This window comes from Arthrobacter sp. P1_C12_2 (assembly GCF_056406415.1).
The window spans coordinates 79246-91064 of the sequence record NZ_JBFUAF010000016.1; the positions used below are offsets into that span (position 1 = coordinate 79246).

At 59.2% G+C, this 11819-nt stretch carries 14 protein-coding genes and 1 tRNA gene; 13 read left to right on the forward strand and 2 right to left on the reverse strand.

What is annotated here, in order from left to right; translation table 11 throughout:
* Positions 1-93 precede the first annotated feature (93 nt).
* From AC1DZQ_RS16485 to AC1DZQ_RS16530, 10 genes are all read left to right on the forward strand, one after another.
* A tRNA-Leu gene (locus tag AC1DZQ_RS16485) sits at positions 94-175 on the forward strand.
* Between the two features lie 87 nt (positions 176-262).
* Positions 263-1393, forward strand: a complete 1131-nt coding sequence (locus AC1DZQ_RS16490; RefSeq protein WP_476964504.1) for a tyrosine-type recombinase/integrase — start codon at positions 263-265, stop codon at positions 1391-1393.
* Between the two features lie 129 nt (positions 1394-1522).
* Positions 1523-1795 carry a hypothetical protein gene (locus AC1DZQ_RS16495; protein WP_476964505.1) on the forward strand — a complete coding sequence of 91 codons (273 nt, stop codon included), beginning with the start codon at positions 1523-1525 and terminating at the stop codon, positions 1793-1795.
* Positions 1796-2114: 319 nt separating this feature from the next.
* Positions 2115-2300, forward strand: coding sequence for a hypothetical protein (locus AC1DZQ_RS16500; protein WP_476964506.1), 186 nt, complete (start codon positions 2115-2117; stop codon positions 2298-2300).
* 175 nt (positions 2301-2475) lie between these two features.
* Positions 2476-3099 carry a hypothetical protein gene (locus AC1DZQ_RS16505; RefSeq protein WP_476964507.1) on the forward strand — a complete coding sequence of 208 codons (624 nt, stop codon included), beginning with the start codon at positions 2476-2478 and terminating at the stop codon, positions 3097-3099.
* Positions 3100-3226: 127 nt separating this feature from the next.
* Entirely contained in the window at positions 3227-3907 is a 681-nt protein-coding gene (locus AC1DZQ_RS16510; protein ID WP_476964508.1) for a hypothetical protein, read from the forward strand.
* Between the two features lie 416 nt (positions 3908-4323).
* Positions 4324-4812 (forward strand): hypothetical protein, encoded by a 489-nt coding sequence (locus tag AC1DZQ_RS16515; RefSeq protein WP_476964509.1) that lies wholly within the window; start codon positions 4324-4326, stop codon positions 4810-4812.
* Positions 4809-5846 carry a hypothetical protein gene (locus tag AC1DZQ_RS16520; protein ID WP_476964510.1) on the forward strand — a complete coding sequence of 346 codons (1038 nt, stop codon included), beginning with the start codon at positions 4809-4811 and terminating at the stop codon, positions 5844-5846. The genes AC1DZQ_RS16515 and AC1DZQ_RS16520 overlap by 4 nt, the downstream gene beginning before the upstream one ends.
* Positions 5836-6279, forward strand: a complete 444-nt coding sequence (locus AC1DZQ_RS16525; RefSeq protein ID WP_476964511.1) for a hypothetical protein — start codon at positions 5836-5838, stop codon at positions 6277-6279. Before AC1DZQ_RS16520 ends, AC1DZQ_RS16525 begins: the two co-directional genes overlap by 11 nt.
* A gap of 277 nt (positions 6280-6556) precedes the next feature.
* Positions 6557-7441, forward strand: coding sequence for an alpha/beta hydrolase family protein (locus AC1DZQ_RS16530; RefSeq protein ID WP_476964512.1), 885 nt, complete (start codon positions 6557-6559; stop codon positions 7439-7441).
* Here the strand turns inward: AC1DZQ_RS16530 and AC1DZQ_RS16535 are convergent.
* On the reverse strand, positions 7360-7746 hold the full coding sequence (locus AC1DZQ_RS16535) for a winged helix-turn-helix domain-containing protein (protein ID WP_476964513.1): 387 nt from the start codon (positions 7744-7746) through the stop codon (positions 7360-7362). The genes AC1DZQ_RS16530 and AC1DZQ_RS16535 overlap by 82 nt on opposite strands.
* A 116-nt stretch (positions 7747-7862) precedes the next feature.
* Here AC1DZQ_RS16535 and AC1DZQ_RS16540 point away from each other — a divergent pair, with 116 nt between their 5' ends.
* Positions 7863-8372: a hypothetical protein gene (locus tag AC1DZQ_RS16540; protein ID WP_476964514.1), complete on the forward strand. Its 510-nt coding sequence runs from the start codon at positions 7863-7865 to the stop codon at positions 8370-8372.
* 31 nt (positions 8373-8403) lie between these two features.
* Here AC1DZQ_RS16540 and AC1DZQ_RS16545 read toward each other — a convergent pair whose 3' ends face one another.
* Complete coding sequence (locus AC1DZQ_RS16545) at positions 8404-8727, reverse strand: ArsR/SmtB family transcription factor (protein WP_476964515.1); 324 nt, start codon at positions 8725-8727, stop codon at positions 8404-8406.
* A gap of 186 nt (positions 8728-8913) precedes the next feature.
* Here AC1DZQ_RS16545 and AC1DZQ_RS16550 point away from each other — a divergent pair, with 186 nt between their 5' ends.
* Both AC1DZQ_RS16550 and AC1DZQ_RS16555 read left to right on the forward strand, forming a co-directional pair.
* Entirely contained in the window at positions 8914-9813 is a 900-nt protein-coding gene (locus tag AC1DZQ_RS16550) for an RNA polymerase sigma factor (RefSeq protein ID WP_476964516.1), read from the forward strand.
* A 976-nt stretch (positions 9814-10789) separates the two neighbouring features.
* Positions 10790-11677 carry a C40 family peptidase gene (locus AC1DZQ_RS16555; protein ID WP_476964517.1) on the forward strand — a complete coding sequence of 296 codons (888 nt, stop codon included), beginning with the start codon at positions 10790-10792 and terminating at the stop codon, positions 11675-11677.
* Positions 11678-11819: the final 142 nt, after the last annotated feature.

Sequence of the window (11819 nt, forward strand, 5' to 3'; positions counted from 1 at the left end):
GCCTATCTGCATGTAGAGTAATTTCGCGCACTGGAAGCGATCGCGTTGCTCACAGCACTGTGGTTGAGCGATTGTTACACCGGTGTACTCCGCGCCCGAGTGGCGGAATTGGCAGACGCGCCGCACTCAAAATGCGGTATCGAAAGGTGTGTGGGTTCGAGTCCCACCTCGGGCACTGTGTTTCCGCAGGTCAGCGGCCTGTTTTATCTTTGGGTGTTGACAAAACCGCCCAAAGTGTTGACAGCGGCGTACCGTTTTTAGTGTGGCCAGCATTCGAAAGCGCATCAAAAAGGACGGAACAGCGTCCTACATGGTGTTGTGGCGGGACCCGAAGAGCCGCGAGCAGCAGGGCCTGACCGTCGCCACTCTCGTCGAAGCTGAAACCCTGAAGAGGCTTCTGGACGCCAACGGACAATCCTTCGAGATTGCGCAGCACGCCATCCTCTCCAACGAGAAGCGCACACCGACCGTTGCTGAGGTCATCCAGGAGCACATCGACCTCCTGATCCGTCCGTCGAGCGGAACCATTAAGACGTACCAAACCATGCTGGACCTCCACATTCGGAACGTCATCGGCCAAGTCCCGGTGGACAAACTCGATTACCGGCTGATCGCCCATTGGGTGAAGTCGATGATGGCCAAGGGCAAGGCGCCGAAGACCATCCACAACGTCCACGGTCTGATTTCGGCGGCGATGAACACCGCGGAGATGCTTGGGTATATCTCCCGCAATCCCTGCCGCGGTGTGCAGCTGCCTGGTATTGAGAAGGCCGAGGATGAAGCGATGTTCCTGACCCATGCCGAGTTCAGCCTCATCATGGAGGGGATGGGGGAGCGGTACAAAGCTTTCACCAACTTTCTGGTCATGACGGGCACTCGATTCGGAGAAGCCACTGCGTTGACTGTGGCGGACGTCGACCTGCTCTCCAAACCGCCCACCGCCCGGATCAACAAGGCATGGAAACGGGACGGGCAGAACCAGTTCTACATTGGTGCGACAAAAACCGGTGCCGGTAAGCGCACCATCGGGCTCAATCCGGCGCTCGTGGAGCTGCTGATCCCGCTGGTCGCCAGCAGGCCGGGAAAAGAACTTGTGTTCACGACTCCCAAGGGTGGGCGAATCATTCACAAGCTCTATTGGGACGACTACTGGGTCCCTGCCGTTCGCACGGCCCAAGCAATCGGTTTAACTAAGAACCCACGAATTCACGACCTCCGCCATACTCACGCCTCCTGGCTGATCCAAGACGGCGTGCCCTTGTTCACCATCTCGCGCCGGCTGGGGCACGCCTCTACAAGGACTACTGAGCAGGTCTACGGGCACTTGATGCCCGAGGCGCTGCAGGCCGGTGCTGACGCCACTGAGCGCTCTGTGACAGCCTTTCTACGGTGATTGTGAGTGCTCTACGTGGGGCGTGGCGGATGTCCGTCCCGTGGAACATTTACTGGCATTTCCGGTCATGTCGATTGGCCTCCACGAGGCCATGAAAGTGGAAAGTAACGCCTTCCATTTGGAGATCCCGTGGAGATCGAATTTTTTGAGCCCGCCGAAGCAGCCGCGCTGATGCGCTGCACAGAGTCATGGCTCCGCGACGGCGCCACCAGCGGACGCTTCCCCCACGCATGCTGGGGAAAGGGAAAGATCATTTTCACTTCCGAACACATCCTGGAAATCGCGAAGTTGAGTGAGATCCTCCCCGGCAGCAGTGGGTCCCCGATCTCTGTCAGTCGGCCGGCGGCAAAGGAGCGGCTCATCGGTACCCGTTCGAAAGTGAGACTGGCCGCCGCGAATTGAACAAGGGTGACGTATCCCTTCCGGGCCACGGTTTGAACGGTTGAGCCAGGGAGTGGCACCCGAAGCAGACTTCCCCAGATTACTGAGGGCGAGGACGCGTGGCGGGCACCACGGACACCGTTACCTCGGCAGACGGTGGCCGAAGCTAGCATGGATCGAGAGGCGGCATAGAGCCTAGACCGTGGCGATCCACCACATCCGGACGTAGTCACTCGGCAATCTGGGCCTTGTGCTTAGGCTGTGGCGCAGGCCGCTACAAGGGAGATCTCTTGGATCTAAGGGTGATTTCGCAATCACCGGCGATGATCTGAGGAAGCTCGTGATCAAGAAAACCCTGCTGACGGATTGGCTTCAGACCGCCGGGCTATTCGTGTGCGCTGGGCAATTGAGTAGTGCATATGAAGGGGTGCGGCCAGAAGGCGGATATGAAGAGCGAGCCCACGGTTATTTCTTCTGCGGCAGCCATGGATGCAGCGATCGGATGGCTGCCGAGCTTACAGGCTGAGCCAAGTGCTACTGTTCGAACCAATGAATAGGGGGCTGAGTTGGGGAAAAGGGTAGCTAAACCTGGGCTAAAGGTTCTGGATCTGGTCACGTCTGACCAGGGCTCAAAGGACCTATGGCAGGGCCGTGCCCAAGTGTTCGTGAAATCGCCGCGCAAGGCCGGGCATGCTTTGATCTTGCATGAATTCCTAGCGGCTCGGCTCGCCAACTCCCTTGGCATACCAGTCCCTTTTGGCGAAGTGTCCGACATTATGAATGGTCGTGAGGCGTGGACAACCGCCGTTGCAGGGCGGACGGGGAAGTTCTACGGACCCCCCGACCTCAGGGAGGTCTACTCCAGAGAGCCCCACATCATGGCGGGCGTAGCCGTGTTCGACGTCTGGATATACAACCCTGACAGGGTGTCGGAGAATCTCGTCTGGCACCCCAGCGTCGGTCTTTGGGCAATTGACCACGAGGGGGCATTCCTCGGCGAGCATCGGAGTGACCCGGCCGAACTCAAAGAACTTGCGGAGCAGGGCTTCCTGTACCCGGGCCGCAAGACGATCGATTTCAAGCCGGAAGACTGTGCTGCCTGGACGAAGCTCATTTCAAGGCAGGGCACAGCCATCGCTGCTCACGCACTGGACATCTGCCACACTCGAGCGTTGTTGACGCTCGACGCTAAAGCTCACTACTTAGATTTCCTCGAGCGGCGGGCCAAAAACATAGCGAAGCTAGTGGAGTACAGCCTGGAGCTAACGGCTCACCCGGAATCTTTCCCCCTTCCAGGGGGCGCGTACACAGAGCCTATGCATTAGAATGTATGTTCGATTACGCTGTGTCACTAACAAATAGTTGGAGGTGTTTCCCCTGCACGCAGAATGGTTCCTCATTCAATACACGCACGACCTGCGGCGTCACGAGCCCCGGAATGTCGGAGTAGCCGTGAACTCTCCGGCGGGGTGGCATCTCCAGTTCATCGGTGAACGTCCGGACGGGCGCTTTGACGGTCATAAGTTGAAGAGCTTTAAGCTGGAGCGAGAGTACTTTGAATCTTGGGTGAAGTACTACCGGCGTCAGGCGGAATCAGACGCCTGGGAGGACGCGCTGACTCTCCAACAACGGCGACCGCATAACTTCGCCATATCGTCCGGCGGCGTGCAGTTCGAGACTGAGACGAATTGGCAAGCTTTCACAGCCCGCCTATTCGGAGAACTTGTAGGCGACCCTGCCCCCAAGCCCGGCGACGACTTCGATAGCCGGGTAAGGAGGCTCTTTCGTTCTGCGAATATTACGCCGCAGGAGAACGTGGAGATGGAGGGACTTTGGACACCCGGCGGCCCGGTCCATCGGATCAGGTTTGACTTCGGCGTTCAGCAAGGGCGGGGCGGTATCATCGAGAAGGTTCCCCTTAGGGACAACCCCGTATTCAGCTTCAAAGGCAGGCGAGATGCCGTCCAGTTGCGAGATCCGAGAACCAAATTCATAGCCATAAGCGAATGGACGGGTAGTGAAAGCGAAGACAAGATGGATGCGCTGCTACACCCGCTGGAAGAAATCGCCCAAACGATAAACCTTGAGGACAGCACTGCTGCAGATCAACTCCTAGAGGCGCTGGCTCTGTGACCGAGGCTTGCGGCGTCGCTGCTGGTCCAGGGTTTCGTTAGGTGTTTCATGCATCCGGCATTCCGCGAAGGCTTGCCCCCACCAGCCCTTCGCAGGTGCCCGATGACGTTCCCGACGGACCATCGATGTTGGCAGTATTTTGAACAGGCAACTTCGACGGGAACCCTGCAACGAGAACCAATCGTCGTCTCGGGCAACCGAGAGGTGCTGCTCCTAAACGCATCACTCATGATGGCGTCATAATGCACGTTTCTTCTCTTGGGCCGTTGAATAGCAAATTGTTAATCTCATCTGTCTGCCTTGGCTCTGGACATGTCCAGAGCCGAGGCGTTCAATTGAAGCTGTGGCGTCTGACGCGCCGCGGTAGTTGCCGTAAAGGCAGCCACGCTTGCTGTCCGCTGCAAGGAGGGAGCGGTATGGACCGGCAAACATCGCAAGAACCGGCGCCAGCGCAGATTGCTACGGATGCCTTTCTATCGCTGCGGCTACCAAGCCGGCTGACTCTGGCTGGACTCATCGGGATCGTGGCAGCCCTACGCCGGCGTCGTATCGAGATCGAAGCCACGACGATCCTCAACGGCACGTCCGTCTGCGGACTGTGGCTGTCGACGGATACTAGGGAAATCATTCTGCACGCCGTTTCGGACTCAGCGCTCCACAGGCAGCAATTCATCCTTCATGAGCTTGGACATATGATCCTGCGCCACGATGAGTTGGGCATTTCCTCGGAGTATGCCGACAGCCTCTTCCCAAATCTTGACGGCGAGATGGTGTCACGGGCTTTGGCCCGAAGTAGCTTCGTTGACGAACTGGAGGCCGCCGCTGAGAGTCTCGCCGATCTTCTTGCCGGCGCTATCCGCGACAGCACCATGGAGCCAAGATCATTTGAACAGGTTTTCGGGTGATCCAGACAGTCGCCGCTGCGGTCATCTGGGGCCTCGTTCTATGCCTCCTGCCGGGCGCCCGCACCAGAAAAGACCACAGCATTCTCGTGGCCGCGGTAGCGATCGGAACCGCGCTTTCCTTGAATGTCGACCCGATATATATCGCGGGTGATCGAGCCCTCGGTGGCCATAACCTCCTGGATCTTTTCGCGAACATCTTGATGGTCGTGGGAATCTACTTCCTTTCCCAGGCGATCCTCCGGGCCGCAGAGCTAAACGATGTACCTGTGCGCAGTGACCGTCCTGGCCTCCTGATTCTGGGTCTAGTCTCCGGGGCGCTGGTCTTTGCCTTCCTCTGCATCGAAGCACCGGCCTCCTCAACGAAATTCATGTTGGACTACGGTGACCAGCCTGCTGCCGCTCTCTATTCCGCCATCCAGTTTGTCTACATCGGGGTGGTCGTCGGCGTGACCGGATACGTGTGCATTAGATTCCGACGGCGGATGGCCACGTCTCACTTTCGAGTCGCCTTCACCCTCATTGGCGTTGGGTGCTCCCTGGCTCTCGTCGTCGTGTTTGCGGTCTTGGGAATGGACGTCGCCCATCTTCTGGGACAGCAGTCAACGATGGAGCAGTTGGCCGCCGTTTACGACATGAGTTTTGTCGGGGCGATGGTGTTCCTCTGTGCTGGGCTGGCCCTGCCACCGGTCGCCCGTCGGATCGTGCGACGAGCACAACTGAGGACACAAGCTGGCTTACTGGAAAACCTCACGTATATCTGGGAAATAACGACGGCGACCCGCAAGGATGGACGCCTGGCGGCACCCGCTGCAGCCATCGAGCGGGGTGATCCTGAGACGCGAAGACTTCATCGGATGCTTGTCGAAATTGAAGATGCTCTCCTGATGGATCCGGCCGCTGCTAAGTTTCTGGATGAAGCTGATTTCCAAACGTTGGCTCGAACAGAGGATTACCTCGCATCCAGTCAAGGCGTACAGGATGGTCGAGTAGGTCTGGGACGACGGGGGAGGAAGAAGGATCCTAGTGACAGATGATGCCGCGGCACCCTCTGAATTGCCGCAGGCGAGGCTCGCCCGCAAGATAAATCTGTTGCTGGATCTGTATGAGATCCGAGGGGGAGGGCCTTTGTCTTACAAGGAAATCAGTCGAGACATGGTTGAACGGGGCACCCCGTTGTCACGGTCAAGGTGGGCCTACATGCGAAGCGGTGATAGCTCCCTGGCTATGGAAAAGGAGCTGCTCCAGAATCTCGCGACATTCTTCGGCGTGGATCGCCGGTACCTTCTTGATGACTCAACAGAGGTACCCGAGCTGGTGGAAGCTCAGCTCAGCCTCCTGAAATCGATGCGCGAGGCGCGGGTTAGGAACTTTGCGGCCAGGCAATTGCAGGATTTATCACCTGAAACGCTCGCGCGACTTCGGGATGTCATCGACGAGCATGTCAGGAGCAGGGATGAGGAGTCCTAGAGTGCTGGGCCCCCTAACCATTGGAGCGGTAAGTGCGGCCGCAATAACGTTCCTGGGTGCTGCTTACTTTGCGCGCCGGGTGGTGGTGCCGACGACTACGCGCCGGGAGGATCTTCCCATAAGGCAAGTCTTCGTAGGACAAGACGGATCCCTGAGGATCGAACTGCCGGCGACGCCATTGACGAGAGCGCCCGGCCGATACAGCTTTTGGTTTGGCAATGGCAGGGGCCATGCCTGCATCGGGGCCGTCGTAGACGAAGAGACGAACGACGGGACAGTGACGCGGCTCGTCGAGCGCGTTGACTCCGGCGACCTACACGCTGCCAGAGCCGGCATCTGGAGCGGATACGCCTACTCCAAACCAGAGCAACTCGGCCTGCCGTTTGAGGAAGTGAAGATAAAGGTCGATAACGGCATGGCACCCGCATGGAAATTCACGCCCACGACGGGTGGTCCGGCGGCTTCGACATGGGCTATCCACGCCCACGGAATGGGCGGGAAACGCGCTGGTGCCCTGCGCGGCGTTCCTGTTGCCAGCAGGCTCGGTCTGACGTCGCTGGTCGTATCATTCCGCAACGACGGCGAAGCGCCGCCGTCGAACGATTCCCGGTACTCTTTGGGCCAGAACGAGTGGTTGGATCTCGAAGCGGCCATCCAGTTCGCCGTGGACCACGGCGCTCTACGGCTCGTTTTGTTCGGATGGTCGCTTGGCGGTTCCATGGCGCTGCGTGCCGCGAATCTTTCTGCCCATTCAGATCGGATCATTGGCTTGGTGCTGGTGGCTCCCGTCCTGGATTGGGCTGAGACGTTGACGTTCAACGGGAGCGCCAGTGGGCTGCCGGAAACTGTGGCCAGGGTCGGGCTGAAAATGTTGGGCGCGAAAGCAGGACGCTGGGTCACGGGCCTCGAACAACCTCTTGACCTTCTCACGCTGGATTGGGTAGTCCGCGCCGATGACCTCAAGACGCCAACGCTCATACTGCATGGGATCGAGGACAAATCGACGCCGGTGGAAGTCTCGGAGCGTTTGGCAGAGCTGCGGCCCGACCTCGTCCAATTGGTTCGATTCGAAGTTCCAGGTCATTCACTTGAGTGGAACGCCGATACAGAGAGGTGGGAGTCCTCGGTAACGCGGTTCCTGAAGTCGCTGCCCGCTGACTGAAACGTGGCCGCAAAGTCCGCAAGCTGTCTCTCGATCTGATCCGTCCGTGCCCTGTACGTTCCCGACCCCACGCTGATCATGCCCGCCTCGCACAGAAGAGTGAGCTGTTTGCGGACAGAGGAATCAGACAAGTTTAGGGCTGCAGCGACCTCAGAGCAGGTGGCCTGGCCATGTGTGATCAAATAGCGAATGAGGCGGCTTCGCGTCCGGTTCATCAAGATGTTCGCCATGGAGACCACAATCAGGTGACGAGGAAACCTCTTTAACCCGCTGTAGACGGGTCTACAGCAAGACGATACGCTCATCTACATACCGATGGAAGAACGGAGCCCCACATATTGCGTGGGGAGTTATCCGTAGCAATACTGGGCAACAATCAGTAGCTCACTGGCGATAGCCAGGTCAGGTCTGGGGGTGAAACGTGTCCGGAGATGGGGAAGGTCTCAACGGCGCGGAAAGCTCGCCACAGGCCGACCTTGCACGCCGTTTGAACCTACTGCTCGACGTCGTCGTTGCCGAGCGAGGACAACCCGTCACGTTCCGCGAAGTCCAGGAAAAACTGGCGGAGAAGGGGATCAAGCTTTCCAGAGCGCGCTGGTTCTACATGAAGGACGGCACGGGCAGGCTGGTGAGCGACCCGGTACTACTAGCCGCCTTATGCGAAATCTTCAACGTGGATCCCGCTTATCTTGTGGGTAGCGAGGCCTCAGATCTGCCCCAACGCATTGATTCGCAGCTTGAGTTTGTGAAATCTCTCCGTGCTGCGAGGGTGAAGACGTTTGCGGCCCGCACCCTTGGTGACGTGTCGCCGGAGACGCTTCGGGCGATCACGGAGTACCTGAACAAGGACATCAGCCGCCGTCCGGAAGGGGAGAGGGCCGCGGCCAGTCCACCGTCGGATGCAGATGAGGCGCCGGAGCGGGCAGACTAAACGTCTGGCACATCTTTCCAAGGCACTGCGACTACTGTTCCAGCAGGTACTTAAGGTGAGCGTCCAGCAGTTCCTTGATTCGGACAGGGTTCGCGGAATATCGGGGTGACCGTCCGTGCCTACGTCCAGGCTCGACGTCGACGATCACCACTCCTGCCTCTTCGAGCGCGGCCAGGTGCTTTGCCACGCTGGGATCGCCCGCGCTGACAGCGGCGACGATATCCCCCCGAGTTGCAGGCCCACTAGAAGTGAGGAACCGAAGAATTTCGTTTCGCGCTCGGTTGCCGAAGGTTGCGACGGCAGCTTCGACGTCGGCCGACCAGGCGGCGTCGTGAGGCTGCGTAATTCTCGGCATAAGGTCATTCTTCCCGAAGGTGGCGCAAAAAGTAAGAACAGCACTCTTGACGATACTTTAATTATCTTCGACAATAATTCCTGTAGCTTCTTCTGATCGTTGTTGGATCTCCGCATCCACTAACTGGGTTGGCATTATGTGCGACTCTGCGAACTACTCGATCTGAACAGTCAGAGCGGTGAAGCCATGGAAATTGAAGCCAAGGCGTATCAATCTACTAAGGGCTCAGACACGGTCGTTGATGTCGATGTCTCTTTGCACAGCTCACCTCCGCCTGGAGAACCCGGCATCCCCATCGATCGGATCCTGGTCGCGGTTGATGGTGTGCATCGTTACGTCGTTTCCCGCCTCGCGCGAATCGGGCGATCCTGCGATGTGGATGACGTCATGCAGGACATCCGAGTCGCCGTGTGGGACGGGGTCGCGAGGGGTCGCTACCGGGAGTTGCCCGGCATCCCCTTTGAAGCGTGGGTTCAGGGTGTTTGTAGCAAAATCTGCGCTGCCCATATCCGGCGCGAGCTCAGCCATCAAACGTTGCCGTTGCTGGTTGACTTCACGACGACGGAAAGCTCACCCGAGCTCCTCGCTGTCATAGGTGCTGGAGCGGTGGCAGACGGCGTTGAAAACTATGTTGATCAGGCCTGGGCGCAAGCCATGCTGGGCATGGTCCAGCGCAGCGTCAGCGAGGAAACCTGGAAGCTTGCAGTTTCCAGTCTCACTGGGCCGAGGCATTACGGACCTCCGTCGCCCCAGGACCGGCGTCGATGGCACGCCGTAACTGTCGTTCGCCACACGGCCAAAACAATCAACACAGCATTGAACTGTCACCCCGAACCCGGATTGGGCGTCGATGATCTCTGCCGATGCGCTGCGAACTGCCTTCCCACAAACGTTCTCCGGAGCGTCGCGGAGACGATAGTTCGTCCAGGACTGCGAGGACCGGATAGGTCCGTGCAGATGGCAGCTCTGGCCAGTGAACTCGGCGTCACTGAGAGGTACATCGCGGTAAATATCGGCTTTGCCCGGCAGTTGTACCGGGCAGCTTGGCGGGTGCTTCAGCACGAAGTGAACAGACCGGCTCTGTAGGTCATGGCTTCAGACATTGGGGTTGGGCGATGAATTGGTTCCGTAGAGCTGGCCGCCGGCAGTGGTTCGCTGGGGGACTGATGGTCCTGCTCATGTTTGGCGGAATCTTCATACTTTGGCCTGCCGATGGACCCAGCGGGAAGGTCGCGCCAGCGATGTCCGCAACCGCGCCGCCAACGGCGAACCCTTCTGGCACTTCCTCGGCACGTGGGGAGCCCTCCGCAGTTCCTGGTGAGGCCGCCATAACGGCGGAGGCAACGCGTGATGATTTGCCGCGTACCCGCGATTACCGGGCGCTCGCTGGAGCCGCAGCCCAGGGACTCTTCTCCTGGGACAGTCGATCGTCGTCGTACTCGGACGTATACGCCAAGGTGCGGTCTTGGTGGGAGCTGCTGCCTGATGGATCCAATCCTTTATCTGTACTGGTTAGGGAGTTTGAGGGAACTGGCGTGACAGCGGGTACGTTCACGACCCTGGCAGGTCAGTCTGCTCGCCGAAGCGGCACCGCAGAGTCCCTGCGTTGCGATCTCGAGTTGGCCAAAGTCCAGGAATATCCGGCCCCGTGGGAAGGCCTTCACGTTTGCACGGTGACGGTGCAAGTTGTGGACGAGTCAAGTACCGGGAGAAATGCCTATTCCGCACCAGTCACAGTGATGGTCAACTGTCCTCCCGCCGTCACCGCTCCATCTGAGCGCTGCGCCATGGTTGGCTTCTACGCGACCGCAGAGAGAATCGTCTACTAATGGTTGCTCTGGCAGCCGTAGCGGGGCTTACGCGGCGACGGGCACTGCTGAAGGTCGTATCGGCGGCCGCTTCCATCGCTTTGTTTGTTGGCGCTGTGGCATTTGCCGGAGGCGTGGCCGCGATAACTGGTATGGCGCGTCAACCCGCAGTTGCTTGTACACCAGAGGGCACCGACATGACCACTGCGTCTAACGTGACTGGCGCTGGCTTGGAAGTTCGGAACGCTGGGCGCTTGCTCTACGAGCTGACGCCGCGGCAGGAGAGCGTTGCACGGACATACATTACGGTCGGCAAGCAGCTTGGAATACCGCGCTCCGGGCAGATCGTCGCCATCATGATGGCGCTGCAGGAGTCAAGTCTGCGCATGCTCGCGAACCCCAGCGTGCCCACTTCCCTGAACTTCCCGAATGACGGCGTTGGACGTGACCATGACTCGGTCGGTTCAGCCCAGCAGCGTCCGGCGGCGGGCTGGGGGACAGTGGAGCAGCTGATGGATGCCTCCTATAACGCGCGTGCCTTCTACGGCGGTCCATCGGGACCGAATCGCGGCAGCCCTCGGGGACTGCTGGACATTCCCGGTTGGCAGGCCCTAGACAAAGGTCTGGCTGCTCAAGCCGTTCAGGTGTCTGCTTTCCCTGAACTGTATGCGCGTTGGGAGCCGGCGGCCACGGCAATCGTTGCTGCACTGGAGGCTGGTACTTCTCCGGCCTCCTGTTCCACGTCTCCGCCAGGGCCGCCGTCTGCTGGATCTTCACGCAACTTGAGCCAGCTGCGTCAGGACATACTGAGGTTCACGCAGGATGGCCTGGGCGGGCGATACGTATGGGGCGGTACTGCCTTCAAAGCCTGGGATTGCTCCGGGTATGTGCAGTGGATCTACAGGCAAGCCGGAATCGAGCTGCCGCGAGTTGAACAATGGCGCATTGGCGTCCGAACAGAGGATCCTCAACCAGGAGACCTCGTGGTTCAAAATCCGCAGGGACCCGACAACTGGGGCCATGTCGGCATTTACGCCGGCGACGGCATGATGTGGAGTGCTCTGAACCCGGCGGTAGGGACACTGCTGCATCCCGTGGGGTGGAATCCCGGCTCGGCCTATTTTGACCTGTTAGGGCGCTGAGGGCGCACGTCGGGTTCGATGGTCAAACGGAGCGCCCGGGCCAGAGGCGTGCTCAGCGAACAAGGAATATCCCGGTTAGAAACCCACCTCCCTACGGTTCCGGCGAAAGATATGGGGTGGGTATCGCAGCCCTGCCGGGTCG